At 66.9% G+C, this 25,311-nt stretch carries 24 protein-coding genes and 4 tRNA genes; 12 read left to right on the forward strand and 16 right to left on the reverse strand.

Translation table 11 applies throughout. From position 1 onward, the window contains the following. Positions 1 to 17: 17 nt before the first annotated feature. On the reverse strand, positions 18 to 455 hold the full coding sequence (locus NFU04_RS13150; protein ID WP_146800831.1) for a Na+/H+ antiporter subunit B: 438 nt from the start codon (positions 453 to 455) through the stop codon (positions 18 to 20). Beyond that, complete coding sequence (locus NFU04_RS13155) at positions 448 to 2,775, reverse strand: putative monovalent cation/H+ antiporter subunit A (protein ID WP_251309921.1); 2,328 nt, start codon at positions 2,773 to 2,775, stop codon at positions 448 to 450. The genes NFU04_RS13150 and NFU04_RS13155 overlap by 8 nt, the downstream gene beginning before the upstream one ends. A 300-nt stretch (positions 2,776 to 3,075) precedes the next feature. On the opposite strand from NFU04_RS13155, the gene NFU04_RS13160 reads away from it, so the two are divergent. The 6 genes from NFU04_RS13160 to NFU04_RS13185 are packed head-to-tail and all read left to right on the forward strand — an operon-like array spanning position 3,076 to position 8,892. After that, complete coding sequence (locus tag NFU04_RS13160) at positions 3,076 to 5,865, forward strand: monovalent cation/H+ antiporter subunit A (RefSeq protein ID WP_251309922.1); 2,790 nt, start codon at positions 3,076 to 3,078, stop codon at positions 5,863 to 5,865. Continuing rightward, positions 5,865 to 6,206 carry a Na+/H+ antiporter subunit C gene (locus NFU04_RS13165; protein ID WP_251309923.1) on the forward strand — a complete coding sequence of 114 codons (342 nt, stop codon included), beginning with the start codon at positions 5,865 to 5,867 and terminating at the stop codon, positions 6,204 to 6,206. Before NFU04_RS13160 ends, NFU04_RS13165 begins: the two co-directional genes overlap by 1 nt. Continuing rightward, positions 6,203 to 7,720 (forward strand): monovalent cation/H+ antiporter subunit D, encoded by a 1,518-nt coding sequence (locus NFU04_RS13170; protein WP_251309924.1) that lies wholly within the window; start codon positions 6,203 to 6,205, stop codon positions 7,718 to 7,720. Before NFU04_RS13165 ends, NFU04_RS13170 begins: the two co-directional genes overlap by 4 nt. Beyond that, positions 7,717 to 8,214 carry a Na+/H+ antiporter subunit E gene (locus tag NFU04_RS13175; protein WP_251309925.1) on the forward strand — a complete coding sequence of 166 codons (498 nt, stop codon included), beginning with the start codon at positions 7,717 to 7,719 and terminating at the stop codon, positions 8,212 to 8,214. The genes NFU04_RS13170 and NFU04_RS13175 overlap by 4 nt, the downstream gene beginning before the upstream one ends. Further along, entirely contained in the window at positions 8,208 to 8,477 is a 270-nt protein-coding gene (locus NFU04_RS13180; protein WP_146800843.1) for a K+/H+ antiporter subunit F, read from the forward strand. Before NFU04_RS13175 ends, NFU04_RS13180 begins: the two co-directional genes overlap by 7 nt. A gap of 22 nt (positions 8,478 to 8,499) precedes the next feature. Further along, entirely contained in the window at positions 8,500 to 8,892 is a 393-nt protein-coding gene (locus NFU04_RS13185) for a Na+/H+ antiporter subunit G (RefSeq protein ID WP_251309926.1), read from the forward strand. 41 nt (positions 8,893 to 8,933) lie between these two features. Here NFU04_RS13185 and hemH read toward each other — a convergent pair whose 3' ends face one another. The 8 genes from hemH to rpsF form a co-directional block, all read right to left on the reverse strand. Next, positions 8,934 to 9,923, reverse strand: coding sequence for a ferrochelatase (gene hemH, locus NFU04_RS13190; protein ID WP_251309927.1), 990 nt, complete (start codon positions 9,921 to 9,923; stop codon positions 8,934 to 8,936). 488 nt (positions 9,924 to 10,411) lie between these two features. After that, positions 10,412 to 10,714, reverse strand: a complete 303-nt coding sequence (locus tag NFU04_RS13195) for a DUF6482 family protein (protein WP_251309928.1) — start codon at positions 10,712 to 10,714, stop codon at positions 10,412 to 10,414. Positions 10,715 to 10,835: 121 nt separating this feature from the next. Continuing rightward, complete coding sequence (locus NFU04_RS13200; protein WP_146800855.1) at positions 10,836 to 11,129, reverse strand: hypothetical protein; 294 nt, start codon at positions 11,127 to 11,129, stop codon at positions 10,836 to 10,838. An 87-nt stretch (positions 11,130 to 11,216) separates the two neighbouring features. Next, complete coding sequence (gene dnaB, locus NFU04_RS13205) at positions 11,217 to 12,605, reverse strand: replicative DNA helicase (RefSeq protein WP_146800857.1); 1,389 nt, start codon at positions 12,603 to 12,605, stop codon at positions 11,217 to 11,219. Between the two features lie 198 nt (positions 12,606 to 12,803). Next, positions 12,804 to 13,250 (reverse strand): 50S ribosomal protein L9, encoded by a 447-nt coding sequence (rplI, locus tag NFU04_RS13210; RefSeq protein ID WP_251309929.1) that lies wholly within the window; start codon positions 13,248 to 13,250, stop codon positions 12,804 to 12,806. A 15-nt stretch (positions 13,251 to 13,265) separates the two neighbouring features. Then, positions 13,266 to 14,117 (reverse strand): hypothetical protein, encoded by an 852-nt coding sequence (locus tag NFU04_RS13215; RefSeq protein ID WP_251309930.1) that lies wholly within the window; start codon positions 14,115 to 14,117, stop codon positions 13,266 to 13,268. Positions 14,118 to 14,130: 13 nt separating this feature from the next. Then, entirely contained in the window at positions 14,131 to 14,358 is a 228-nt protein-coding gene (rpsR, locus tag NFU04_RS13220; RefSeq protein WP_146800863.1) for a 30S ribosomal protein S18, read from the reverse strand. Positions 14,359 to 14,384: 26 nt separating this feature from the next. Beyond that, entirely contained in the window at positions 14,385 to 14,765 is a 381-nt protein-coding gene (rpsF, locus tag NFU04_RS13225; protein WP_146800865.1) for a 30S ribosomal protein S6, read from the reverse strand. Between the two features lie 611 nt (positions 14,766 to 15,376). Here rpsF and NFU04_RS13230 point away from each other — a divergent pair. After that, the gene (locus tag NFU04_RS13230; RefSeq protein ID WP_251309931.1) at positions 15,377 to 16,753 is read left to right on the forward strand and encodes an NAD(P)-binding domain-containing protein; all 1,377 of its coding nucleotides are present in this window, start codon (positions 15,377 to 15,379) and stop codon (positions 16,751 to 16,753) included. Between the two features lie 67 nt (positions 16,754 to 16,820). Here the strand turns inward: NFU04_RS13230 and rlmB are convergent, their stop codons facing one another. After that, the gene (gene rlmB / locus NFU04_RS13235) at positions 16,821 to 17,570 is read right to left on the reverse strand and encodes a 23S rRNA (guanosine(2251)-2'-O)-methyltransferase RlmB (RefSeq protein WP_251309937.1); all 750 of its coding nucleotides are present in this window, start codon (positions 17,568 to 17,570) and stop codon (positions 16,821 to 16,823) included. A 98-nt stretch (positions 17,571 to 17,668) separates the two neighbouring features. Next, complete coding sequence (gene rnr, locus NFU04_RS13240; RefSeq protein ID WP_251309932.1) at positions 17,669 to 20,041, reverse strand: ribonuclease R; 2,373 nt, start codon at positions 20,039 to 20,041, stop codon at positions 17,669 to 17,671. 182 nt (positions 20,042 to 20,223) lie between these two features. Here rnr and NFU04_RS13245 point away from each other — a divergent pair. From NFU04_RS13245 to NFU04_RS13260, 4 genes are all read left to right on the forward strand, one after another. Further along, positions 20,224 to 20,310, forward strand: a tRNA-Leu gene (locus NFU04_RS13245). Between the two features lie 78 nt (positions 20,311 to 20,388). Then, positions 20,389 to 20,475 (forward strand) — tRNA-Leu (locus NFU04_RS13250). A 34-nt stretch (positions 20,476 to 20,509) separates the two neighbouring features. Beyond that, positions 20,510 to 20,596: transfer RNA gene (locus NFU04_RS13255), tRNA-Leu, on the forward strand. A gap of 41 nt (positions 20,597 to 20,637) precedes the next feature. Beyond that, positions 20,638 to 20,724 (forward strand) — tRNA-Leu (locus tag NFU04_RS13260). 91 nt (positions 20,725 to 20,815) lie between these two features. Here the strand turns inward: NFU04_RS13260 and NFU04_RS13265 are convergent. Beyond that, complete coding sequence (locus NFU04_RS13265; RefSeq protein WP_251309933.1) at positions 20,816 to 21,673, reverse strand: DNA/RNA non-specific endonuclease; 858 nt, start codon at positions 21,671 to 21,673, stop codon at positions 20,816 to 20,818. Positions 21,674 to 21,735: 62 nt separating this feature from the next. Next, positions 21,736 to 22,011, reverse strand: coding sequence for an Lrp/AsnC family transcriptional regulator (locus NFU04_RS13270; RefSeq protein WP_146804216.1), 276 nt, complete (start codon positions 22,009 to 22,011; stop codon positions 21,736 to 21,738). A gap of 303 nt (positions 22,012 to 22,314) precedes the next feature. On the opposite strand from NFU04_RS13270, the gene NFU04_RS13275 reads away from it, so the two are divergent. Continuing rightward, positions 22,315 to 22,629 carry a high-potential iron-sulfur protein gene (locus tag NFU04_RS13275; RefSeq protein ID WP_251309934.1) on the forward strand — a complete coding sequence of 105 codons (315 nt, stop codon included), beginning with the start codon at positions 22,315 to 22,317 and terminating at the stop codon, positions 22,627 to 22,629. Positions 22,630 to 22,708: 79 nt separating this feature from the next. On the opposite strand, the gene NFU04_RS13280 is transcribed toward NFU04_RS13275, so the two are convergent. Further along, the gene (locus tag NFU04_RS13280) at positions 22,709 to 24,265 is read right to left on the reverse strand and encodes a SpoVR family protein (RefSeq protein ID WP_251309935.1); all 1,557 of its coding nucleotides are present in this window, start codon (positions 24,263 to 24,265) and stop codon (positions 22,709 to 22,711) included. A 20-nt stretch (positions 24,266 to 24,285) separates the two neighbouring features. After that, positions 24,286 to 25,311, reverse strand: a 1,026-nt coding sequence (locus NFU04_RS13285; protein WP_251309936.1) for a YeaH/YhbH family protein, incomplete at its 5' end; no start/stop codon positions are given.

Here is a 25,311-nt window from a genome sequence, read left to right on the forward strand (position 1 = left end):
CACCTCCCCTCACCCGCTCAGTCATGGCTCACCTCCTCGCTGTCCCCCTCCATCAGCGCCAGCACGGCGATCAGCACCGAGCCCTGGACCACCAGATAAACGCCGATATCGAAGATCAGGGGCGTGGAAAACTTGAAGTCGATCCAGGGAATCGTCCACCACTGGGCGGTCAGGAAGGGCTGCCCCTGCCACCAGGCCGGCAGCGCCGAGATCACCCCCAGGCAGAGTCCCAGGCCGATCAGGTCCTGGGGGGCCACCCGCAGCATCTGCCGGGTGGCCCGGGGACCGAAGGCGAAGAGGTAGAGGGCGAAGGCCCCCGAGGCCACCAGGCCGGCGATAAAGCCGCCCCCCGGCTCGTCGTGACCGCGCAGCAGCAGAAACACCGAAAACAGCAACTGCAGCGGCATCAGCAGGCGTGCCGCCACGTGCAGGATCAGGGTGCCCGATCTAATCATCCACGACCTCCCCCCGCGCCTGGCGATCGCGCGTCTCGTACTCCCCGGCATGGAAGCGCAGCATGGCGAAGACGCCGATGGCGGCCAGGGCCAGCACGAACATCTCGCCCAGGGTGTCCAGGGCCCGGAAGTCCACCAGGATGACGTTGACGATATTGTGGCCATGCCCCAGGGGCTGGCTGTTGGCCACCATGTAGTCGGAGATGCTGGGGAAGGGATCGATGCTCACCACCTGCAGGATCAGCAGGGTCATCAGGCCCCCGGTGGCGGCGGCGACCACCAGGTCGCGGACCCGCTCCAGCGGCGAGGAGAGGCTCGCGAAACGCGGCAGGCGAAACAGCACCAGGATCAGCAGGATCACGGTGAGGGTCTCCACCAGCAGCTGGGTGATGCCCAGGTCCGGGGCGCTGAACAGCACGAAGGTCAGGGCGATGCAGAAGCCCATCACCCCCACCGAGGCCACCGCCGCCAGGCGCGCCCGCAGCACGCAGGCCATCACCGCCCCGGCCACCATCAGGCCGACCACCAGCGCCTCGTGCAGCTGCACGTCCAGGGCGACGGCCAGGTGCAGTTCGTGGCGGGCGAAGAGGGTCACCCCGGTCAGCCCCACCAGCACCAGCAGCATCATCACCAGGTAGTTGCGCATATAGCCGTTCTGCAGCAGCCGCGTCTGCCACTCGGCGACCTCGACGAGGGCATCCATCAGGCGGAAATACAGCGCCTCGGGGCCCCGCTGGATCAACGGTTCCAGGGGGCGCAGGGCGGCGCGCCAGCGCGCCCAGTGGCGGAACAGCAGCAGCCCCAAGGCCAGGCTGACCAGCGACAGCAGCAGGGGGCCATTGATGCCATGCCAGAGATAAAGGGAGGCCGTCACCGGCGCCCCGCCGACGCTGCTGGCGGTGGCCGCCACCAGGCCCTCGGCGGCGCCGGGCCAGAGCCCCAGCAGCAACGACAGCCCGGCCAGCAGCACTGGTCCCAGCAGCAGGGTCCCGGGCCCTTCGTGGGGATCCCGGGGCAGCTCGCGGCGCTCGCCGAAGAAGGGCCGGATACCGACGATGGCCGCCGCCGCCAGGGTCAGGATGGCGGCGATCAGGGTCGCCGGCAGCAGCAGGTCGCGCCAGCCGCCCTCCCAGGCGGCGGCGAACAGCAGCTCCTTGGCGACGAAGCCGAACAGCGGGATCACCCCGCCCAGGGAGAGGGCGGCGACGGCGGCGCACAGGGCGGTGACCGGCATCACCCGGCGCAGGCCGCCCATCAGGGCGATATCCTTGGTGCCGGTCTCGTGGTCGAGGATACCGGCGACCATGAACAGCGCCCCCTTGTAGAGGGAGTGAGCCAGCAGGAAGGTGGCGAAGGCCACCATGGCCTGCTCGCTGCCGATGCCCAGCAGCAGGGTCAGGGTGCCCAGCGCCATCACCGTGGAGTAGGCCAGCAGTTTCTTGATATTGGTGTGGCGCAGGGCCAGGAAGGCGCCGGTGAGCATGGTCAGGGCACCGATCAGGCACAGCCAGGCCTCCCAGGCGGGGGTGCCGCCCAGGGCCGGCGAGAGCCGCGCCAGCAGGTAGACTCCCGCCTTGACCATGGTCGCCGAGTGCAGGTAGGCGGAGACCGGGGTCGGCGCCGCCATGGCATTGGGCAGCCAGAAGTGGAAGGGGAACTGCGCCGACTTGGTGAAGGCGCCGGCCAGCAGGCAGAACAGGATGGGCAGGTAGAGGTCGTGGCCGCGGAGCAGCTCGCCGCGCCCGGTGAGCTCCTGCAGCGACCAGCTGTCGCCGGCCAGGGCCAGCAGGATCAGGCCGGCGAGCAGCGCCAGGCCGCCGCCCACGGTGACGAAGAGCCCCTGCAGGGCCGACTTGCGCGCCTCGAGATCGGTGTGGTTGAAGCCGATCAGCAGGTAGGAGGTGATGCTGGTCAGTTCCCAGAAGACGAACAGGCTGACCAGGTTGTCGGCGAGCACCAGCCCCAGCATCGACATCATGAAGGCCAGGATCACCACGTGGAAGCGCACCAGGTCGGGGTGCCCCTTGAGGTAGCCGCTGGCATAGATCAGCACCAGCACGCCGATGCCGCTGATCAGCAGCGCGAAGAGCAGCGACAGCCCATCGAGCAGGAAGGTCAGGGTGATCTCCAGGCCGGGCACCCAGGCCTGCTCGAAGACCCGGGTCTCGCCGGCCACCACCGCCGGCAGTTGCCCCAGCAGCCAGAGCAGCAGGGCCCCGGGCAACAGGGCCAGGACCCAGCCGGTTCGCTCGCCGAACCAGTGATGCAGCAGCGGCGCGAAGGCCGCCAATACGAAGCCCCCCAGCACGGCGAGTTGCACGATAACGACGCTCCTCTGTCGGTCCCTCGGCGAGCCCTGCGGGTACCGGCTGCCGGGGGAAACGGGGTCGATTCCGCGGGTCGCTGAGAGCCATGCGCCAGCGAAACGGTGAGGTAAACTCTAGCGATTCAAGGGGCTGCCGAGCAAGTGAAGGGCTCGGCGCCCCGGCCCCTTTACTGTAGAGTAGGGCGGCCTCGACGCCAGCAAGGCATGTGCCAACGGCATCCTGCGACCTTGCCTCGACGCGAAATAACCGGTATCAAACCCACGTTTTTCGGAGCCACCCAGGACGACCGAACGATGATCTTGCCATGGATTCCCTTGTTGGCCCTGCTTGGCGTCGTGGTCCCGCTGCTGACCCGGCAGCGCGGACGCCGCTTCTGCAGCCTGGCCACGGCGGCCCCGGCCATGCTGGCCCTGCTGCTGGTCTTTTCCCAGGTACCGGCCCTACTGGCCGGTGACCTGCCACGCTTCCAGCTGGCCTGGGTACCGCAACTGGGCCTCGACCTGGCCTTCCGCCTCGACGGCCTGTCGCTGCTCTTCGCGAGCCTGATCCTGGGCATCGGCCTGCTGATCCTGCTTTACGCCCATTACTACCTGGAGGCCCACGAGCCCTTCGCGCGCTTCTACAGCTTCCTGATGCTCTTCATGCTCTCCATGATCGGCATCGTCATGGCGGACAACCTGCTGCTGCTGTGGCTGTTCTGGGAGCTGACCAGCCTGTCGTCCTTCCTGCTGATCGGCTTCTGGTCCCACTGGACCGACGCCCGCAAGGGCGCACGCATGGCGCTGACCGTGACCGGCGCCGGCGGCCTGGCGCTGCTCGCGGGCCTGCTGCTGCTGGGCGACATGGCGGGCAGCTTCGACCTGGGCGTGGTGCTGGAGAGCCGCGAGGCGATCCTCGCCGACCCGCGCTATCCGATCATGCTGGTGCTGGTGCTGCTCGGCGCCTTCACCAAGTCGGCGCAGTTCCCCTTCCACTTCTGGCTGCCCCACGCCATGGCGGCGCCGACCCCGGTCTCCGCCTACCTGCACTCGGCGACCATGGTCAAGGCGGGGATCTTCCTGATGGCGCGCCTGCATCCGGCCATCGCCGGCAGCGAGGCCTGGGAACTGCTCGTCACCCTGACCGGCATGGCGACCCTGCTCTACGGCGCCTGGTTCGCCCTGCTCAAGACCGACCTCAAGGCGATCCTGGCCTTCTCCACGGTGAGTCACCTGGGCCTGATCACGGTGCTGCTGGGCATCGGCAGTCCCTTGGCGATCCTCGCCGCCCTCTTCCATATCCTCAACCACGCCACCTTCAAGGCGGCGCTGTTCATGAGCGCCGGCATCATCGACCACGAGACCGGCACCCGCGAGCTGGGTCGCCTGGGCGGGCTGCGCCGGGCGATGCCGATCACCGCCCTGCTGACCAGCCTCACCGCCGCGGCCATGGCCGGGGTGCCGCTGTTCAACGGCTTCCTCTCCAAGGAGATGTTCTTCGCCGAGGCCGCCGCCTCGCCGCTGCTGGGCGGCCTGAGCTGGCTGCTGCCGGTGCTCGCCACCCTCGGCGGCATCCTCTCGGTGGCCTACTCGCTGCGCCTGGTGCATGCGGTCTTCTTCAAGCCGGCGCGCAAGGCGCCGCCCAGGTCGCCCCATGAACCGCCGCGGCTGATGCGCGCCCCGGTGGAGCTGCTGGCGGTCCTGTGCGTCCTGGTGGGGCTGCTGCCGGTGATCGCCGAGGTGCCCCTGGGGCTGGCCGTCGAGGCCGTGCTGCTGACCCCGCTGGAGTTCCACCTGGCCATCTGGCACGGCCTCAACCTGCCGCTGCTGATGAGCGTGATCGCGCTGATCGCCGGGGTCCTGCTCTATGCCCTGCATGCCCACCTCCGCCAGTTCGGCCGCCAGTTCTCCCCCATGGACGCGCGCCTGGTCTTCGAGGGGGCCGTGCAGCGGCTGATGACCTGGAGCGAGCGCCTGACCGCCCGCCTGGAGAACGGCTCCCTGCAGCGCTACATGAGCTGGCTGCTGGGCGCGGCGCTGCTGCTGGGAGCCATCGGCCTGTTGCAGCTGCCGAGCCTGGCCGGCGCCCGTCCCACCCAGGAGGCCGATGGCATTCTGCTGCTGGGCGCGGCGCTGATGATCTTCGGCGCCCTGGGCACCGTGGCGACCCACCGCTACCGCCTGATCTCGCTGCTGATGCTCTCGGTGGTGGGCCTGGTGGTGTCGCTGACCTTCGCCCGCTTCTCCGCCCCCGACCTGGCGCTGACCCAGCTCTCGGTGGAGGTGGTGACCATGATCCTGCTGATGCTGGCGCTGTTCTTCCTGCCCCAGAAGACCCCCCGGGAGTCCTCGGCGGGACGCAATATCCGCGACCTGGGCCTGGCCGCGGCCCTGGGCATGGTGGTGGCCAGCCTCAACTATGCGGTGCTGACCCGCGACAACCACGGCATCTCGGACTTCTTTATCGCCAACAGCGTGCCCGGCGGCGGCGGCCACAACGTGGTCAACGTCATCCTGGTGGACTTCCGCGGCTTCGATACCCTGGGCGAGATCACCGTGCTGGCCCTGGCCGGCCTGGCGATCTTCAAGCTGCTCAATCGCCTGCGCCTGTTCATGCCCCACAGTGACGGCGAGGGACGCGTCTGGTCGCCGGACCGCTACCCGCTGATCCTGACCAGCGTCTCCCAGGCGCTGCTGCCCCTGGCGTTGCTGGTCTCGGCCTTTATCTTCCTGCGCGGCCATAACCTGCCCGGCGGCGGCTTTATCGCCGGCCTGATCACCGCCGTGGCGCTGATCCTGGTGTATATGGCCCGCGGCGTGGAGTGGACCCAGCAGCGCCTCGACTTCCAGTATCAGCCGGTGGCCATCGCCGGGGTGGCCATCGCCACCCTCACCGGCCTGGGCAGTTGGCTGTTCGGGCGACCCTTCCTGACCTCGGCCTTCGGCCACTTCCATATTCCCGCCATCGGCGATATCGAGCTGGCCACCGCCATGCTCTTCGACCTGGGGGTCTACCTGGCGGTGGTGGGGGCGACCCTGATGATCCTCGCCAACCTGGGCAAGCTGACCACGCCCCACCGCCCCAGCAAGGAGGAGAAGCACTGATGGAAAGCCTCTATGCCGTGACCACCGGCGTGCTCAGCGCCTGCGGTCTGTTCCTGACCCTGCGCGGGCGCACCTTCCCGGTGGTGGTGGGCCTGACCCTGCTCTCCTATGCGGTCAATCTCTTCCTGTTCTCCATGGGCGGCCTGACCACCGATGGCGCGGTGATCGTCGACGGGGCTCGCGACTACGCCGATCCCCTGCCCCAGGCCCTGGTGCTGACCGCCATCGTCATCGGCTTCGCCATGACCGCCTTCGCGGTGATCCTGGCCATGCGCGCCCGGGGTGACCTGGGCAACGATCACGTGGATGGCGAGGACAACCGGGAGGATCGTGCGTCATGATCCAGCACCTGATCGTCCTGCCCATCGTGCTGCCCCTGGTGGCCGGGATCCTTCTGCTGCGCGGTCGCGGCGGCGCCACCCGCCCCAAGCGGATCATCGGCGTCACCGCCACCGTCCTGCTGGTGGCGATCAGCATCGCCCTGGTGGCCCAGGCGGCCGGCGGCGAGGTGACCTACTACGCCCTCGGCGACTGGCAGCCGCCCTTCGGCATCGTCATGGTGCTCGACCGCCTCTCGGCGCTGATGGTGCTGCTCACCTCGCTGCTGGCGCTGGGCTGCGTGGTCTTCGCCTGCGGCGGCGATGACGAGCAGGGCAGCAACTTCCACGGCCTCTTCCAGTGGCAGTTGATGGGCATCAACGGCGCCTTCCTGACCGGCGACCTGTTCAACCTCTTCGTCTTCTTCGAGGTGCTGCTGCTGGCCTCCTATGCCCTGCTGATGCACGGGGGCGGCAAGGCGCGCATCCAGGCCGGCCTGCACTATGTGGTGCTCAACCTGGCCGGCTCGGCGCTGTTCCTGATCGCCGTGGGGGTCCTCTACGGCGCCACCGGCACCCTCAACATGGCCGACATGGCCCAGCGCCTGGCCAGCCTGCCCGCCGAGCGGGCCGGCCTGGTCAGCGCCGGCGGCCTGATGCTGCTGGTGGTGTTCGGCCTCAAGGCGGCCATCCTGCCCCTCTACTTCTGGCTGCCCAAGGCCTATGCCTCGGCGCCGGCGCCGGTGGCAGCGCTCTTCGCCATCATGACCAAGGTGGGCGTCTACGCCATCCTGCGGGTCTATCACCTGGTCTTCGGCGACCAGGCCGGGACCCTGGCGGCGCTGGACCAGCCCTGGGTATGGTGGCTGGCGCTGGGCACCCTGGTGATGGCCACCCTGGGGGTGCTCTCCGCCCGCGACCTGCGGCTGCTGGTGGCCTACCTGGTGCTGATCTCGGTGGGCACCCTGCTGGCCGGTATCGGCATGCGCAGCGAGGCGGCTACCGCCGCCCTGCTCTTCTACCTGCCCCATACCACCCTGGTCACCGGGGGCCTCTTCCTGCTCGCCGAACTGATCGGCAAGCAGCGCGGCAAGGCGGGGACCCGCATCGTCAAGGGCCGGCCGCTCTACAACGCTTCCCTGCTGGGCGTGCTCTTCCTGCTGGGGGGCGCGGCGGTGGCCGGCCTGCCGCCGCTCTCCGGAGCCATCGGCAAGGCACTGCTGATGCAGGCGGCCAGCGCCGAGCAGCAAGTATGGCTGTGGCCGCTGCTGCTGCTCGCCGGGCTGGGCAGCCTGGTGGCCCTCTCCCGGGCCGGCTCGACCTTCTTCTGGCGCAGCCACGAAGGCGAGCCCAGCGGGCAGCCGCTGGCCAAGCGTCAGCTGTTCGGCGTGACCTGGCTGCTCGCCGCGGCGCCGCTGCTGGTGGTGCTGGCCGGCCCGGTCAGCGACTATGCCCAGGCCACCGCGGAGCAGCTCGGCGAGCCCGCCGTGCATATCCGCGCCCTGCTGCCCGAGACCACTGACGGAGACGAGGCATGATCACTCCCCGTTCCTGGCTACCCACTCCGCTGCTGACAATCCTGCTGCTAGTGGTCTGGCTGCTGCTGGTGCGCAGCCTCTCCCTCGGCCATATCCTGCTCGGCGGCCTCCTGGGGGTCCTGATCCCGCTGGCCACCCGGCGCTTCTGGGATGCTCAGCCCCATGTGCAGAAGCCCTGGCTGCTGCTGCGCTTCGCCCTGCGGGTGCTCGGTGACATCATCGTCGCCAACCTGCAGGTCTCCTGGCTGATCATCAATCCCTGGCGGCGCATGCGCCCCGCCTTCGTCGAGTATCCGCTGATGCTGGAGCAGCGCTTCACCATCACCCTGCTGGCCAACACCATCAGCCTGACCCCGGGGACGGTCTCCGCCAACCTGCGCATGGATGGCAGGACCCTGCTGATTCATGCCCTGGACGTGGAAGACGAGGAGGCGCTGATCGCGGAGATTCGCGAGCGCTACGAGCGGCCCCTGAAGGAGATCTACGAATGCTAGATACGGCACTTTGGATCAGCCTGACCCTGGTGCTCGCGGCACTGGCACTGAACGTCTACCGCCTCACCGTGGGGCCGGACATGCCGGACCGCCTGCTGGCCCTGGATACCATGTACGTCAACTCCATCGCCCTGATCGTGCTGCTGGGGCTTTGGCTCAATACCAAGACCTACTTCGAGGCGGCGCTGCTGATCGCCATGCTGGGCTTTATCAGCACGGTGGCGGTCTGCAAGTACCTGCTGCGCGGCGATATCATCGAGTAGGCGGCGGAAGGAAAGGGACGCTATGACTGTCTTCGTGTTACTGGAAGGGGTGATCTCGCTGCTGCTGATCGCCGGCGGTGCCTTTATCTTTATCGGCTCGCTGGGCATGGCGCACCTGCGTGACTTCTACATGCGCCTGCATGGCCCCACCAAGGCCACCACCCTGGGGATCGGCTGCATGCTGATCGCCTCCATGCTCTATTTCTGGGTCACCGAGGGCAAGCCCGATATCCAGGAGATGCTGATCACCCTCTTCCTGTTTATCACCGCCCCGGTCACCGCTCACCTGCTGGCCAAGACCGGCCTGCACCAGAAGCTGCGCCACGCCGACAAGACCCGCGGCAAGCCGGTGGAGCTGCGCCCGGAGGAGGTCGGCGATAAGCCGGTGCCGCACCCCGACCGGGGCCACGGCTAACCCCGGGCCCCGGCGCCGGGGCAACCCCGGCGCCGGGCGTTTCACCAGCCCTGGCTATGGGTCCTGACCAGCTCGGCGAGCAGGCCGATGTGGTCGTCGCGGTCGTTGAGGGCCGGGATATAGCGATAGGTCTTGCCCCCCGCGGCGATAAAGTTCTCGCGGTTCTCCTCTTCCAGCTCCTCCAGGGTCTCCAGGCAGTCGGCGGCGAAGGCCGGACTGATGATATCCACGTGCTCGACGCCGCTGCCGCCCCAGGCCTTGAGGGTCTCGTCGGTGTAGGGCTTGAGCCACTCCTCGCGGCCGAAGCGTGACTGATAGCAGAGCCGCCAGTCGTCCTCCTCCAGCCCCAGGGCCTCGGCGACCAGCTCGCTGGTGCGCTGGCAGTGACGGGGGTAGGGGTCGCCCTGGTCGGCATAGCGCTTGGGGATGCCGTGATAGGAGAACATCAGCTTGCCGCGCTCGCCATCGTGGGCCGCCCAGTGCTCGCGGATACTCGCCGCCAGGGCGCCGATATAGGCGGGGTGATCGTGATAGTCGCGAACGAAGCGCAGCTCCGGCAGGTGCGGGCAGCGCGCCAGGGCGCGGGCCAGGCCATCGAAGACCGCCGCCGTGGTGGAGCGCGAGAACTGCGGGTAGAGGGGAAGCACCAGGATCCGCTCGACACCGGCCTGGCGCAGCCTGAGACCCGCGTCCACCAGCGAGGGGTTGCCGTAGGTCATGGCCAGCTCCACCGGAATGGCCTCGCCCAGCTCGGCCTCGAGTCGCTCGCCCAGGGCCCGCTGCTGGCGCCGCCCGATGGCCAGCAGCGGCGAGCCGTCGTCGGTCCATACCGAGGCGTAGGCCTTGGCGACCCGCGGCGGGCGAAAGCGCAGGATCACCCCATGCAGGATCGGCCACCATAGCCAGCGCGGCGCATCCACCACCCGGCGGTCGCTGAGAAACTCCGCCAGGTAGCGGCGCACGGCCTGGGGGGTGGGGGCATCCGGGGTGCCCAGATTGACCAGCATCACGCCGAATCGGGGGGTGGACATAGGGGACTCCTGATTGGGGTGGCGTCACCGGCCATGGCACGCCGAGGTCATTGAATCGCGAGCCATTGTATCAGTGGCTCGCGATCAGGCGGAATGAAGTTATACTATCATCAGTATTTGTATAATTTCAGGTCAGGTCATGTCCAAGCCACTGATCCTGGTGCTCGGCTACCAGCTCGACCTGCCGAGCCCAGGCCCGGACCAAGCTGGCCGACGTTCTCGAGGGGCTGGCCTGCGAGACGGCGACCAGGCCCGGCGACACGCCCAGGGGTATCGGCATGGGGAGTCGTCGCCATAAAGCCTTGGGCTCCGGCAGCTACGCCCGGTGGATATCCAGGCCGATGACTTCGATCCCGCGGCACTGGGCGTCAGCGTCGAGGCACTGGATGGGCCGGGGAGAGCGCTGCCCCGGGGCCAATAAGCGAGGGAGATGAGAGAGTGCGGTGCAACGGGTAGGCGTTGCCGAGGACGGCGACGGGAGGAGGCCGTCAGAAGGCCAGGGGAATGCGTGAGGTCAGGGGGGCGTGGTAGTGAGCCTGGCGGCCGATCACCTCGTCCTGGGGCACGTGCTGCACCAGATAGGCCCGATGGATGCCGGCGCGCTTGAGCTCCAGGTAGACATCGTCCAGGGCGCGGAACAGCATCGGCTTGCCGGCCCGGGTCAGCAGCTCATGCTTGCCTTCCAGGTCCTCCACTTCCACCTGGTAGAAGCGGCTGCCGGAATGGTTGATCACGCGGATCTCGAAATTGTCGTGGGCGGCCACGAAGGCCTTCAGATGATGAATATCCATAATCCCTCCAAAGCAAAGCAGGTTTCTCTTTCCTGCACACTGAACGCATCAAATGACAATGAGATGACACTCAGGTAGTGGTCCTATGACCTTTGCCTTGCCCGGAGGGTTCCCTCGGCGCTTACTGATATTCGGAAGGGTCGATGGCCTTGCCCAGGGAATTTCGGTCGACCCAGTTGCCGGCCTTGGTCTCCTTGTAGCGGAACACCACCCGGTCGCCCACGCTGACCGGCAGCTCGGCGTCCTCGGTCTGGTAGCTGTAGGTCTCGCCGTCTACCACCAGCTGGTAGCGGTAGAGGTCGGGCATGCCCAGCCACTCCTTGAAGGGGCCCTCCCGCTCCAGGGATTGCAGCTCGCCGCGGCCCTCCAGCTTGGGGGTGCGCTTGCGGCCGCCACGTCGAAATCCGCCTGCCATGATTGTCTCCTGTCGATGATCGAGGGTCGCGATTATACGGGGCCGAGCCCAGGCCTCAAGTCGGCATCACGCCCAGGACGAGCCTCGTCACTCGCCCATATGCTGGCCGTAGCTGTCCGGGGCCAGGTCCTCGAAGCGGGTGTACTTGCCGATAAAGGCCATATGCACGGTGCCGATGGGGCCGTTACGCTGCTTGCCGATGATCAGCTCCGCCAGCCCCTTGTTGTCCGGGTTGTCGGCGTTGTACACCTCGTCACGATAGACGAAGGCGATGACATCGGCATCCTGCTCGATGGCCCCGGACTCGCGCAGGTCCGACATCACCGGGCGCTTGTTGGGGCGCTGCTCCAGGGAGCGGTTGAGCTGCGACAGGGCGATCACCGGGCAGCCGAACTCCTTGGCGATGCCCTTCAGGGAGCGCGAGATCTCGGAGATCTCGCCGGTGCGATTCTCGGAGAAGCCGGGGATCTGCATCAGCTGCAGGTAGTCGATCATGATCAGGCCGACATTACCGTGCTCCCGGGCGATGCGCCGCACCCGCGAGCGCATCTCGTTGGGCGACAGGGCCGCGGTATCGTCGATGAATAGCTGCTTGTCCTTGAGCAGGTTGACCGCCGAGGTAAGCCGCGGCCAGTCCTCGTCCTCCAGTTGGCCGGTACGCACCCGGGTCTGGTCGATGCGCCCCAGGGAGGAGAGCATACGCAGCATCAGGGCATCCGCGGGCATCTCCATGGAGAAGACGATCACCGGTTTATCGCCGGAGATCACCGCATGTTCCACCAGGTTCATGGCAAAGGTCGTCTTTCCCATGGAGGGTCGCCCGGCGATGATCACCAGGTCCGAGGGCTGCAGCCCCGAGGTCATGTCGTCCAGGTCGCGGAAGCCGGTGGAGAGGCCGGTCATCTGCCCCTTGAGGTTGAACAGCTCGTCGATGCGATCCACCGCCTTGGCCAGCAGCTCGCTCATGCCGATGGCGCCGCCGGACTTGGGGCGCTCCTCGCTGATCTGGAAGACCAGCCGCTCCGCCTCGTTGACCAGCTCGTCGGCGGGACGCCCCTGGGGAGCGAAGGCGCTCTCGGCCACCTGGTTGGCGGCCTGGATCAGCTTGCGCAGGGTCGCCCGCTCGCGAACGATATCGGCATAGGCGCGGATATTGCTGGCGGACGGGGTATTGCGGGCCAGTTCGGCCAGGTAGGCCAGCCCACCCACCGTCTCCAACTGATCACGATTCTCCAGGGCCTCGGAGAGGGTCACCACGTCCAGCGGGTGGGCGCCCTCCGCCAGGGACTGCATGGCATTGAAGATCAGGCGGTGCTCGTAGCGGTAGAAATCATTGGCGGTCAGCCGCTCGGAAACGGTATCCCAGGCCTGGTTATCGAGCATCAAGCCGCCCAGCACCGACTGCTCCGCCTCCAGGGAGTGGGGCGGCACCTTGAGGGCGGCGGTTTCCTGATCGGACTCGGCGAATTCATTCATGACGCATGAGGGCCTTGGCTGGAACGACGATGCTCGGGACGAGCCCGAGCATTCTACCCCAAGCGACCGCCGGGCCCCATGCCCGATATGGCTAGAGCGAACCAAGGGGTCACCAGAGACGCGAAAGGCCCCGGAGGACGAACCTCCGGGGCCTTTCCTGCCCCGCCGCCTGGGGCGGCGGGGCGAGTGGCGGGCCGCTTACTCGGCGACCACCACGATGCGCACGGTAGCGCCGACTTCGGCATGCAGCTGCAGGTCGATGTCGTACTCACCGGTGGCACGGATCGGACCTTCCGGCATGCGCACTTCGCTCTTGGCGACGTCGAGACCGGCCTGGGTCAGGGCCTCGGCCAGGTCGCGCGGACCGATGGAACCGAACAGCTTGCCCTCGTCGCCGGCCTTGGCGACCAGGGAGAGTTCGATCTCGGACAGCTCGGCGGCACGCGCCTCGGCCACGGCCTTGCGCTCGGAGGCCTGGGCCTCGAGCTCGGCACGCTGGGCCTCGAAGGCCGCCACGTTGTCCTTGGTGGCCGGCACGGCGAGGCCGTACGGGACCAGGTAGTTACGGCCGTAACCGGCCTTGACGGTCACCTGGTCACCCAGGCCACCCAGCTTGCCAATCTTGTCGAGCAGAATGACTTCCATCTCGTGAACCTCTTGTCAGTCGCTGCGGACCAGGCGGCCGCGGAGATCCGCGACGCTGTCGATCATGGCCAGCAGCAGCACAATCAGAATCGTGGGCCAGGTGGCGATCAGCAATACATAGAAGGCCACCAACCAGAGCCCGTTCATCCCCTTGATACCGATAATTCCGTGAATCAGCGCGATGCCGGCGACCAGCAGGGGCACCCAGGCGAGCATGGCCAGGGCGGGAAGCCCCAGGACCAGGCCGGCGATGCCCAGTACCAGCAGGATGGCGAATTCGCGGGGCGCCAGGCGCAGGCCGTGGAACTCCTCGCGAAAGCCACCGGGGTTATACAGCCCCGCCTGCCAGGCGCGCCCCAGGGCCAGACAGCCCACCGCGGTCAGGCTCACCATCACCCCGGTGACCCCGCCCACCAGCAGCGTCGCCAGTTGCTCGGTGGCGATGCCCTGGCTGGCCAGCTCGCGGAGCATGGCGTCCACCTCCGCGGAGCCCTGGCGCAGTTGCTCGAGCAGCGGGCCCACGCCCCCCGGGGGCACGAAGACCCCGAGCTGGACCATCCCCGCCACGGCCAGGGCGCCGACGATCAGCGCCTCGCTCCAGCGCATCCGCGCGCGCAGCACCACCGCCATCAGGGTGGCCAGCAGCACGCAGGACAGGGGAATCACGTCCCCCTGCATCCACCACCAGCCCGAGGGCAGGGCGGCGGCGAGGATCACCGGCAGGGCCGGTGCCATACCGCGGCGCAGGGTCACCAGGGCGGCGATGGCGGCGCTCAGCCAGAACAGCCAGGGCACCAGGGCGGCGATCGCCGCCGCTGCCACCGCCTGGGGCGTTCCGCGCATCAGCCATCGGGCGAAGGGCAGCATCGCGTATCCGGAATTACTGGTGGCTGTCGGAGTAGGGCAGCAGGGCCAGGTAGCGGGCGCGCTTGATAGCGGTGGCCAGCTGGCGCTGATAACGGGCCTTGGTGCCGGTGATACGGCTCGGCACGATCTTGCCGGTTTCGGTGACGTAGGCCTTGAGCGTATCGATGTCTTTATAGTCGATCTGCTTCACGCCTTCGGCGGTGAAACGGCAGAACTTACGGCGACGGAAAAAGCGTGCCATTGTAAATCTCCTCTGGACGTGCGGAATCAGTTAGCTTCGGCGGTTTCGGCGCTGCGCGGCTTCTCTTCGCGACGCGGACGCTTCTCTTCTGCCGGCTTCATCATCGGTGAGGCTTCGGTGATGGCTTCCTTGCAGCGCACGACCAGGCTGCGGATGATGGCATCGTTGAAGCGGAAGATGTTCTCGATTTCCTCGAGGGTCTCGCCGCTGCACTCGACGTTCATCAGCACATAGTGGGCCTTGTGGATCTTGTTGATCGGGTAGGCCAGGTGACGACGGCCCCAATCTTCCAGGCGATGCACGCTGCCGCCGCTCTCGGTGACGAGGCCGGTGTAGCGCTCGACCATGGCGGGCACCTGCTCGCTCTGATCCGGGTGGACCATGAAGACGATTTCGTAATGACGCATGGTGGCTCCTTTCGGTTTGACAGCTTCCCGGGGCGCACAGGGGCCCGAAGAAGCAAGGAGGTGATAGTGGAAACACTAACGCCCGCGCGAAGGACGCACGGGCGCCAATATTCTAATGACTGCGCGCCAAGCGCGCAAGCTGGAAGGAACCGCGTTCGCGGTCGGCGGCCAGACGCCCGCATCGCTCGCCCAGCCAGCCAACGCAGCCGCCTTGACGACCATGACGCCCGACAACCTGCCACAAAGTTGACACTGTAATGAAATATCCATATTTTGATAACGCACAGTTATGGATATCTCTCCCTCCCATGGCACGGCGCCACGCCTGATTCGCCAGCTCCGCTACCGGGTCGCTCGCCCCTGGCGACGCCGCCATACCGGATTTTCTTCGGCCCAGGCTTATCTGCCGGGCCCAGCGGCAAGCCACACGCCGCCCTCGCCTCAAGGGTAAGGAGCCACCCGCCTGCCGGGTGACTGCTCCGGCGTCACGCCGCGGCTCGCCTCCTCGCAGGCAGACCGGGGGGTATCCATGTTTTCGCCATCCGAGTGCCCGGCACGCCTGGTTCGTCGCGACGAGCCGAGCGCCCCGGGCACTCCTTACGGAGCCTTTCATGAGTAAACGCGTTGCCATCATCGGCGCCGGCCCCAGCGGCCTGGCGCAGCTGCGAGCCTTCCAGTCCGCCGTCGAGAAAGGTGCCGAACCGGTCGAACTGGTCTGTTACGAAAAGCAGGGCGACTGGGGCGGCCAGTGGAACTACACCTGGCGCACCGGCCTCGATGAGAACGGCGAACCCGTCCACAGCAGCATGTATCGCTACCTATGGTCGAATGGTCCCAAGGAGTGCCTGGAGTTCGCCGATTACAGCTTCGAGGAACACTTCGGCAAGCCGATCGCCTCTTACCCGCCCCGCGCCGTGCTCTGGGACTACATCAAGGGACGCGTCGAGAAGGCCGGCGTGCGCCGCTATATCCGCTTCAACTGCCCGGTGCGCCAGGTGGAGTATCGGGAGACCGATGGCACCTTCCTGGTCACCGTGCATGATCATGAGCGGGATGTGATCGAAAGCGAGGTATTCGACCACGTGGTGGTGGCCTCGGGGCACTTCTCCACCCCCAACACACCGCAATTCGACGGTTTCGAGACCTTCAACGGGCGCATCCTGCACGCCCACGACTTCCGCGACGCCCTGGAATTCCAGGGCAAGAGCATCCTGCTGGTGGGCAGCAGCTACTCCGCCGAGGATATCGGCTCGCAGTGCTACAAATATGGCGTGCGCAGCATCACCACCTGCTACCGTACCCGCCCCATGGGCTTCGACTGGCCCGAGAACTGGGAAGAGAAGCCGCTGCTGCAGCGGGTCGACGGCAACACCGCCTATTTCGCCGACGGCACCAGCAAGCAGATCGATGCGATCATCCTGTGCACCGGCTACCTGCACCACTTCCCCTTCCTGCCCGACGCCCTGCGCCTGCAGACCAATAACCGCCTCTGGCCGCTGGGGCTCTACCGCGGCGTGGCTTGGGAAGCCAACCCCAAGCTCTTCTATCTGGGCATGCAGGACCAGTGGTACACCTTCAATATGTTCGATGCCCAGGCCTGGTATGTGCGCGACATCATCCTCGGCCGCATCGCCCTTCCCGACCAGGCCGCCATGGCCGCCGATAGCCAGGCCTGGCGCGACCGTGAGGAGGCGCTGGACAGCGACGAGTCGATGATTCGCTTCCAGGGGGATTACGTGGCCAGCCTGATCGAGGCCACCGATTACCCGAACTTCGATATCGAAGGGGTCAACCAGACCTTCTTGGAGTGGGAGAAGCACAAGCACGAGGGCATCATGACCTTCCGCGACAAGCCCTACCGCTCGCTGATGACCGGCACCCAGGCACCGCCCCACCATACGCGCTGGCTGGATGCCATGGATGACTCCCTGGAGGCCTTCCTGCATGCCCCCAGCAAGCGACCGGCCACCGCGGAGGTCGAGGACTGACCCGCCGCCCACAACCGACAACGCCTGCCATTCGGCAGGCGTTGTCGGTAGGGACGAGCGTCAAGTATTAGGCGTCCGCCAGCGCCCCACCCGCTCGCTGGCGCACCGCTTCGAAGAGGCAGATGCCGGTGGCCACCGAGACGTTGAGGCTGGAGACGCTGCCCGCCATGGGCAGCTTGACCAGGGTGTCGCAGGCCTCTCGGGTCAGGCGGCGCAGGCCTTTGCCTTCGGCGCCCATCACCAGGGCGGTGGGCCCGCGATAGTCGCCGTCATAGACGCTGGCCTCGGCCTCGCCGGCGGTGCCGAACAGCCACACCCCCTGCTCCTTGAGCCTGGCCAGGGTACGGGCCAGGTTGGTGACCTGATAGATCGGCACGCTCTCGGCGGCCCCGCAGGCCACCTTGCGCACCGTGGCATTGAGGGGTGCCGCCTTGTCCTTGGTGACGATGACCCCATGCGCCCCGGCGGCATCGGCGCTGCGCAGGCAGGCGCCGAAGTTGTGCACATCGGTGACCCCATCGAGGATCAGCAGCAGCGGCGGGGCCGCATGGGGCCAGGCGCCCAGCTGCAGCCACAGGGACTCTTCGCCGGCGAAGGCCAGGGGCGGACAGAAGGCGACGAGGCCCTGGTGGGCGGCGCCCTGGGTCAGTTGATCGAGGAGTTCCCGGGGCTGGGTCAGCACCCGAGCCCCCCGGGCCCGGGCCTGCTCGAGGAGCGTGGCCAGGCGCCGCCCGGCGTCGCCCTCCTGGACCCAGAGCTCCCGAGGCGCCTCGCCACGCTCCAGCAGCGCCTGGACGGCGTGCACGCCATGCACCATATCGAGCCCGGCCGGGGTCACTACGGCACCCTTCGAGCGGGAGCCACGGGCGACGCCACCGGGGCGACGACCGCCCTTGTTGTTGCCGCGCTTGTCACTCACCGGCGACGACTCCGCCGCGGCCCGCGCCGCCGGCCCTTGGCGTTATCCTGGGTGTCCTTCTTGGCCTCCCGGGGCGCATTGGCGGCCGGCGCCTCCTTGCGGCGCCGCGGCATGCGCTGGGGACGCGGCTTGTCATCGGCCAGCTCGAAGTCGATCTTGCGCTCGTCGAGATCGACCCGCGCCACCTGCACGGTGACGCCATCGCCGAGGCGGTAACTCATGCCGCTGCGCTCGCCCTTGAGGCGATGCTTCTCGGCCTCGTAGTGGTAGTAGTCGGAGGGCAGCGAGGTGACGTGCACCAGGCCTTCCACATAGACCTCGTCGAGGCGCACGAAGATGCCGAACTGGGTCACCGAGGCGATGGTGCCGTCGAAGACCTCGCCCAGCTTGTCGGACATGAACTCGCACTTGAGCCAGTCCTCGACATCGCGGGTGGCGTCGTCGGCGCGGCGCTCGGTCATCGAGCAGTGCTCGCCGAGCTCGAGCATCTGCTCGAAGGTATAGGGCGCCCACTTGCTGGGCGGCTCCACCTTGGCGCCCTCGGCACGCAGCACCGTATTGGTCTGGCGCGGCCCGCGGATCACCGAACGGATGGCGCGGTGCACCAGCAGGTCCGGGTAACGACGGATCGGCGAGGTGAAGTGAGCATAGGCCGGGTAGGCCAGGCCGAAGTGGCCGTCGTTCTGGGGCGAGTAGATCGCCCGGCTCATGGAACGCAGCATCACCGTCTGGATGACATCGCTGTCCGGGCGCCCCTTGATGGCCTCGGCCAGGTCCCGATAGTCCTGGGGGGTCGGGTCGTCGCCGCCGCCCAGGGAGAGCCCCAGCTCGTTGAGGAACAGCCGCAGCTTGTCGAGGCGTTCCGGCGAGGGCTTCTCGTGAATGCGATAGAGCGCCGGCAGGTCATGCTTGTCGAGGAAGCGGGCGGTGGCCACGTTGGCGGCCAGCATGCACTCCTCGATCAGCTTGTGGGCATCGTTGCGCGAACGCGGGACGATCTTCTCGATCTTGCGCTCCTCGTTGAAGAGGATGGCGGTCTCGGTGGTCTCGAAGTCGATGGCGCCACGCGCTTCCCGGGCCTGGCGCAGCAGCTGGTAGAGGGCATGCAGGTCCCGCAGCGGCTTGACCAGGGGCGCATACTCCTGGCGCAGGGCATCGCCGTCCTCGCTCTCCTCGTCGAGGATCGCCGCCACCTTGTTGTAGGTGAGCCGCGCATGGGACTGGAACACCGCCTCGTAGAAGCGATAGCGACTGATGGCGCCACTCTGGGAGATATTCATCTCGCAGACCATGGCCAGGCGATCGACGCTCGGATTCAGCGAGCAGAGCCCGTTGGAGAGCAGCTCCGGCAGCATGGGCACCACCTGCCCGGGGAAATAGACCGAGTTGCCGCGGGCGATCGCCTCCTGGTCCAGGGGCGAGCCGGGGCGCACGTAGTGGGAGACGTCGGCGATGGCCACGACGAGCTTCCAGCTGCCGGACTTGGTCTTCCAGGCACAGACGGCGTCGTCGAAGTCCTTGGCGCTCTCGTCATCGATGGTCACCAGCGGCAGGTCGCGCAGGTCGATACGATGCGCCTTGTCCGCCTCGGCCACCTCGGCGGACATGCTGCTGATCTGGTCGTGCACGTCGGGCGGAAAGTCGGCGGGAATCTCGTAGCTGCGGATGGCGATATCGATCTCCATCCCCGGATCCATGCGCTCGCCGAGCACCTCGATCACCTCGCCCACCGGCTGCACCCGGGTCTCCGGCTGCTTGACGATGCGGGCCGAGATCACCTGGCCGTCCTGGGCACCGCCGCAGGCGCTGTGGGGAATGATCACCTCCTGGGTGATACGGGCATTCTCCGGGATCAGCACGCCGAACTCCGGGGTGTTGGCCCGGTAGACGCCGACGATGGTCTGGGTGTTGCGGGCGATCACCTCGGCGATGGTCGCCTCGTCGCGCCCCCGGCGGTCGCGACCGCTGATGCGCACCAGCACATGATCGCCATGGAAGACCCGACGCATCTGCCGCGGCGGCAGCACCAGGTCGGGCTTCTTGCCGTCGTCGCGCAGCACGAAGCCGAAGCCGTCACGGTGGCCCAACACCTTGCCCTTGATCAGGTCGAGCTTGTCGATCAGTGCATAGGCGCCGCGGCGATTGCGCAGCACCTGGCCATCCCGCTCCATGGCCGCCAGGCGGCGACGCACCGCCTCGATCAGGTCCTCGTCGTCGAGGCCCAGCATGCGGCTCATGTTCTCGTGGGTAATGGGTTTGCCGTACTCCTCCAGGCGGGCGAGCAGGTACTCGCGGCTGGGGGCTGGCTTGTCGTACTTGTGGGCTTCACGTTCCGCGTGGGGGTCGTCGCTGAGCGTCCAGTGGGTCATGCGTGTGGCATCCTTGAACAAGAAATGGGCGAGAGGCGCGGGCGTGAGGCAGGAAGGGTCGGTTTCATGGCCGCAGTATAGCCTTAGGTATCGCTCGACCCAACCATTGCGGCGACTTCCCCTTAGAAAGCCGACGGCAGGGCTTGCAAAACCCGGCGAAATCGGTATTATGCTCGCCACTTGCCCAGGTGGCGGAATTGGTAGACGCGCTAGCTTCAGGTGCTAGTGTCCTTACGGACGTGGAGGTTCAAGTCCTCTCCTGGGCACCACTTCGATATCGCGAGGTAATGGCGATATCTCGGGATCGCAAGTTCCCACGCTCTTTATCAGCTCGATGACTCATGTTCGCCCAGGTGGCGGAATTGGTAGACGCGCTAGCTTCAGGTGCTAGTGTCCTTACGGACGTGGAGGTTCAAGTCCTCTCCTGGGCACCATCGACCCAGTCGCGAACATGAGCATATATGATGCGCCCAGGTGGCGGAATTGGTAGACGCGCTAGCTTCAGGTGCTAGTGTCCTTACGGACGTGGAGGTTCAAGTCCTCTCCTGGGCACCACACCGCATCATATCCCGAGTTGTTCCAGTAGAGTGACCGCTGCCCAGATGGCGGAATTGGTAGACGCGCTAGCTTCAGGTGCTAGTGTCCTTACGGACGTGGAGGTTCAAGTCCTCTTCTGGGCACCATCGTTACTTATCCCAAGAGCCACCATAGCAAGCCCCGCACACACGCCATCGAGCGTGTTTTTTTGTGCCCGCGATTCGGGCATGTGGCCACTCAGTCGAAACGCCCCGGCAGTCGCGCCACCGACTCCAGCGCCCAGCCCCGAGCCCGCACGCCGCCCTCCAGCCGCTCGGCTTCGGCTTCCGGCAGATTGGGGAAGAAGTTCAGGCCGGTGCGCGCCTCCACCTCGTCGATGCTCACCAGGTAGCGATCCAGGGGCTCATCGCCGCGCACCGTCTGGGGCATGATAAAGGCCAGCGCCGAGGGCTCGTCGCCGGGCACCACGACGATCTTGTAGAAGGCCTCGGGCACCTCCACCAGGCCCACCCGGTTGAGGACGTTATCCCTGAAGCGCGGGGGAAAGATCGGCCCGGCGATCACCTGCAGCGTGCCGAAGCGCGGCACGAAGTGATCGATCACCACCTCCTCCAGGCGCTGCCAGAGGCGCCGGTTGAGACCGGGCCGCTGGGGCGACATATTGCTCATCTGGAAGGTCTGGCGCTGGGCCTCGCGACCATGCACCACGGCGATGGCGTAGTTGGGGGCGAGATGGCCGCGATCATAGCCGCTGCCGAAGTAGCTGTCGGGAGCGATCGGCCACAGGGCGCGCCAGTCGCGCCGGAAGTCGGGGCGCGGCGCGGCGCGCGGGTTTTCCACCGCGCGCAGGGTGTAACTGACCCAGAGGGGGTTGACCCGCAGGTCCGACCAGCCGACCAGGAAGCCGTCATTGCGCAGCACCCGGTGCAGGCTGGTCGGCGTCAAACGCTCCCAGGTGGGCACCCCCATCCAACTGAGCCGCTCGCGGTACTCCTGCTCCTGGGCATACCAGAGCCCGCTGCTGATGGCGACGAACACCAGCCCCACCCCCACCTGGCGCAGGCCGCGCCGCCATCGAGAGATCCTTCTGCGCATGCCCCTCCTTATCCATCGATGGCGCCATTCCGACTCGCCGGCGCCAATGCACGATGACCGGGCTACCAGCCCACCGAGAACATGGTCTCCAGGTCATGGCGGGAGTGCACCTGCATGGCATTGAGGGTCTCGGTGTCGCGAATGCCCTCGACCGCGTTGAGCCGCTCGGTGACCAGCTCGGCCAGGCTCTCGAAGTTGCGGGTGCGCGCGATGGCCACCAGGTCGTAACGCCCACAGGTGGAGTAGACCTCGCTGATGCCTTCCACGTCGGCCAGGCGCTCGGCCACCGCCTTGACCTGGCCCTTGTCGGTATTGATCAGGATCACCGCGTTCTGCATTGTCTCTCTCCTCGCCCCTGGATAATGGTGAGTCTCGGCGCCAGTATATCAGCGCCGCCGAGAGCGCCCCAGCCTCACCGCGGCCGATTGCCGCAGCGGTGCCGCCGGCATTCGCGTCCCTCGCCGGGCTTCGACTAGGATAAGGCAGAACTCCTGCACTGCCGGGGAGTCGGAGATTCATGCGAGCTCGACTCGCCATTCCTAGAGCGGGACCACCCGCCCAACGACCGTGACCCTGCCCCACCGGCAACGCGCCTGACGGGCAAGCCCCAAAAAAGAACGCAGATGAAGTAAGGAGACACCATGGCTAATCAGAGTCGTCGCGACTTTATGCGCAACAGCCTGCTGGGCCTGGCCGCCCTGCCCCTGGGCGCCGGCATCCTGTCCCAGAGCGCCTTCGCCCAGAGCCTGCCGCGGGTCGACCCCGACAGCGACGAGGCCAAGAACCTCAACTATGTGGAAGTGGCCAGCGACGCCAGCGACCACGCCCAGTATGCCGAGGGCGAGCACTGCGCCAACTGCATGTTCTTCCAGGACGGCAACCAGGCCTGCCAGCTCTTCCCGGGCAAGAGCGTCGAGTCGGAAGGCTGGTGCCAGGCCTGGGCCGCGCGCCCCTGAGCCCCGCCCTCCTCAGGCAAAGGGCCCGCGCCATCGGCGCGGGCCCTCGTCGTTGGTGCCCCGACGGCGTTTCTCGCCCTCAGCCGCCGCCTTCGGCCCCCTCGGGCAACGGCCACTGGTAACGCCGCACCACTTCCTTCTCCTCCACCGATTCCAGCTTCACCGGAAACCCCCATAGCTGGTGCAGGTGACGAATCACCGGATAGACCGTCTTGGCCAGGGGCCGGCGACGATCCTGCACATGGCGCAGGGTCAGGGACCGGTCGCCGCGGATATCCGCCGAATAGACCTGGATATTGGGCTCGCGCACCGAGAGGGCATACTGCACCGAGAGCGCCTCGCGGATACGCTGATAGCCGCGCTCGTCGTGGATCGCGGCCACCTCCAGCATCTCCTCCTGGTCATCATCCACCACGGTGAACAGCTTGAGGTCGCGAATCACCCTGGGGGACAGGAACTGCTGGATAAAGGACTCGTCCTTGAAGTTGCGCATGGCGAAGTGCAGGGTCTCCAGCCAGTCGCTGCCGGCCATGTCCGGGAACCACTCGCGATCCTCGGCGGTGGGCGCCTCGCAGATCCGCTTGATGTCGGTGAACATGGCGAAGCCCAGGGCATAGGGGTTGATGCCGCTGTAGTAGGGGCTGTCGAAGGACGGCTGATTGACCACCGCGGTATGCGACTGCAGGAACTCCAGGATCAGCCCCTCGTCCACCAGGCCCTCATCGAAGAGGCGGTTCATCAGGGTGTAATGCCAGAAGGTGGCCCAGCCCTCGTTCATCACCTGGGTCTGGCGCTGGGGATAGAAGTACTGGGCCAGCTTGCGCACGATGCGCACGATCTCGCGCTGCCAGGGCGCCAGCAGGGGGGCATTCTTCTCGATGAAGTAGAGCAGGTTCTCCTGGGGCTCCGGCGGATAGCGGCCGCCGCCATGCAGGCCCAGCGGGTCCTCCTCGTCGTCGCGGGGCTCCGCCAGGGGCTCGCCATCCGCCGGCCGGGGGATGGTCCGCCACAGGGTATTGACCTGAGCCTGCAGGTACGCCTCCCGCTCCGCCTGGCGATGTGCTTCCTCCTCGGCGGAGAGCGGCGAGGGACGCTTGTAGCGATCCACCCCGTAGTTCTGCAGGGCGTGACAGGCGTCCAGCAACTGCTCCACCGCGGTCACGCCGTAACGCTCCTCGCACTCCGCCACGTACTTCCGGGCGAACACCAGGTAGTCGATGATCGAGCTGGCATCGGTCCAGGTGCGGAACAGGTAGTTGCCCTTGAAGAAGGAGTTGTGGCCGTAGCAGGCGTGGGCCATCACCAGCACCTGCATCATCAGGGTATTCTCCTCCATCAGGTAGGCGATGCAGGGGTCGGAGTTGATCACCAGCTCATAGGCCAGGCCCATCTGGCCGCGTCGATAGGCCTGCTCCACGGCCAGGAACTGCTTGCCGAAGGACCAGTGGTGGTAGCCCACCGGCATGCCCACGCTGGCATAGGCATCCATCATCTGCTCGGTGGTGATGATCTCGATCTGGTTGGGGTAGGTATCCAGGCGATACTCGTCGGCCAGCCGAGCGATCTCGGCCTCGAAGGTCTCGAGGGTCTCGAAGGTCCAGTCGGAGCCGGTGGCGATGGGCTTGCGTCGCGTCATGCTCTGCCTCCTGGTTCCGCTCAGGCCTCGGCCCGACGCCGGAACAGTTCTCGGAACACCGGATAGATATCGCCGGCCTCGACGATCTGGCGCATGGCGAAGCGCTCGGAAAACTCCTCCGCGACTCGCTCGTACTCCTCCCACAGCGCCTGATGGGCATGGGGAGTGATCTCCACGTAGGTGAAGTACTGCAGCCGCGGCATCAGCTTCTTCATCATCAGTTCGCGACAGGTCACCGAGTCGTCATCCCAGTTGTCGCCGTCGGAGGCCTGGGCCACATAGAGGTTCCACTGGGCCGGCGAATAGCGCTTGGTGATGATCTCGTCGACCAGGGTCAGGGCACTGGAGACGATGGTGCCGCCGGTCTCCCGGGAGTAGAAGAACTCCTCCTCGTCGACCTCCTTGGCGGCGGTATGGTGGCGCACGAAGACCAGCTCCACCTTCTCGTAGTTGCGCTCCAGGAAGAGGTAGAGCAACAGGAAGAAGCGCTTGGCGATGTCCTTGTGGGCCTGGGTCATGGAGCCGGAGACGTCCATCACGCAGAACATCACCGCCTTGTTGGAGGGCTGGGGCTGGTTGATCAGGTGGTTGTAGCGCAGGTCATAGGTGTCGATAAAGGGCACCGCCTCGAGGCGCCGCTCCAGCCGCTCGATCTCCTCCTTGAGGGCCTCGATGCGCGAGGGATTGCGCAGCACCGGGTCCTTGCGCTCCTCCGCCTCGAGGGCCTCCCGGGCCTCGCGCAGGGCGCGGCGCAAGGGCGCGCGCATGGCGATGCGCCGAGCCTGGGCCTCGCGCATGGAGCGCACGATATTGATCCGCGCCGGCACCCCATCCTTGGAGATCCCGGCGCGCACCGGGCGCACCTCCTCCAGGTCCACCAGCTGCTTGCGCTCCAGGTGGGGCAGCTCCAGGCCATCGAAGACGAAGTCCAGGAACTCCTCCCGGGTCAGGCTGAAGGCGAATTCGTCCATGCCCTCGCCCTGGTTGGAGGCACCGCCCTCGCCGGCGCCTCCGCCCCCACCGCCGCCCCCCGGGCGGCGCAGGCG

Source organism: Halomonas sp. NCCP-2165 (genome assembly GCF_023708045.1).
In the GTDB taxonomy this organism is placed as follows: Bacteria; Pseudomonadota; Gammaproteobacteria; order Pseudomonadales; family Halomonadaceae; genus Bisbaumannia; species Bisbaumannia pacifica.

What these genes read in the sequence shown, in the direction of transcription:
- NFU04_RS13265 (WP_251309933.1), bottom strand. Translation starts at nt 21,673, where the DNA reads ATGCGCAGAAGGATCTCTCGATGGCGGCGCGGCCTGCGCCAGGTGGGG.
- rlmB (WP_251309937.1), bottom strand. Translation starts at nt 17,570, where the DNA reads ATGGTGCATGGCGTGCACGCCGTCCAGGCGCTGCTGGAGCGTGGCGAG.
- NFU04_RS13170 (WP_251309924.1), top strand. Translation starts at nt 6,203, where the DNA reads ATGATCCAGCACCTGATCGTCCTGCCCATCGTGCTGCCCCTGGTGGCC.
- NFU04_RS13270 (WP_146804216.1), bottom strand. Translation starts at nt 22,011, where the DNA reads ATGCAGAACGCGGTGATCCTGATCAATACCGACAAGGGCCAGGTCAAG.
- NFU04_RS13275 (WP_251309934.1), top strand. Translation starts at nt 22,315, where the DNA reads ATGGCTAATCAGAGTCGTCGCGACTTTATGCGCAACAGCCTGCTGGGC.
- dnaB (WP_146800857.1), bottom strand. Translation starts at nt 12,605, where the DNA reads ATGAATGAATTCGCCGAGTCCGATCAGGAAACCGCCGCCCTCAAGGTG.
- NFU04_RS13150 (WP_146800831.1), bottom strand. Translation starts at nt 455, where the DNA reads ATGATTAGATCGGGCACCCTGATCCTGCACGTGGCGGCACGCCTGCTG.
- NFU04_RS13215 (WP_251309930.1), bottom strand. Translation starts at nt 14,117, where the DNA reads ATGCTGCCCTTCGCCCGATGGCTGATGCGCGGAACGCCCCAGGCGGTG.
- NFU04_RS13165 (WP_251309923.1), top strand. Translation starts at nt 5,865, where the DNA reads ATGGAAAGCCTCTATGCCGTGACCACCGGCGTGCTCAGCGCCTGCGGT.
- NFU04_RS13200 (WP_146800855.1), bottom strand. Translation starts at nt 11,129, where the DNA reads ATGGCAGGCGGATTTCGACGTGGCGGCCGCAAGCGCACCCCCAAGCTG.
- NFU04_RS13280 (WP_251309935.1), bottom strand. Translation starts at nt 24,265, where the DNA reads ATGACGCGACGCAAGCCCATCGCCACCGGCTCCGACTGGACCTTCGAG.
- rnr (WP_251309932.1), bottom strand. Translation starts at nt 20,041, where the DNA reads ATGACCCACTGGACGCTCAGCGACGACCCCCACGCGGAACGTGAAGCC.
- NFU04_RS13175 (WP_251309925.1), top strand. Translation starts at nt 7,717, where the DNA reads ATGATCACTCCCCGTTCCTGGCTACCCACTCCGCTGCTGACAATCCTG.
- NFU04_RS13160 (WP_251309922.1), top strand. Translation starts at nt 3,076, where the DNA reads ATGATCTTGCCATGGATTCCCTTGTTGGCCCTGCTTGGCGTCGTGGTC.
- NFU04_RS13230 (WP_251309931.1), top strand. Translation starts at nt 15,377, where the DNA reads ATGAGTAAACGCGTTGCCATCATCGGCGCCGGCCCCAGCGGCCTGGCG.
- rpsF (WP_146800865.1), bottom strand. Translation starts at nt 14,765, where the DNA reads ATGCGTCATTACGAAATCGTCTTCATGGTCCACCCGGATCAGAGCGAG.
- rplI (WP_251309929.1), bottom strand. Translation starts at nt 13,250, where the DNA reads ATGGAAGTCATTCTGCTCGACAAGATTGGCAAGCTGGGTGGCCTGGGT.
- NFU04_RS13185 (WP_251309926.1), top strand. Translation starts at nt 8,500, where the DNA reads ATGACTGTCTTCGTGTTACTGGAAGGGGTGATCTCGCTGCTGCTGATC.
- NFU04_RS13180 (WP_146800843.1), top strand. Translation starts at nt 8,208, where the DNA reads ATGCTAGATACGGCACTTTGGATCAGCCTGACCCTGGTGCTCGCGGCA.
- hemH (WP_251309927.1), bottom strand. Translation starts at nt 9,923, where the DNA reads ATGTCCACCCCCCGATTCGGCGTGATGCTGGTCAATCTGGGCACCCCG.
- NFU04_RS13195 (WP_251309928.1), bottom strand. Translation starts at nt 10,714, where the DNA reads ATGGATATTCATCATCTGAAGGCCTTCGTGGCCGCCCACGACAATTTC.
- rpsR (WP_146800863.1), bottom strand. Translation starts at nt 14,358, where the DNA reads ATGGCACGCTTTTTCCGTCGCCGTAAGTTCTGCCGTTTCACCGCCGAA.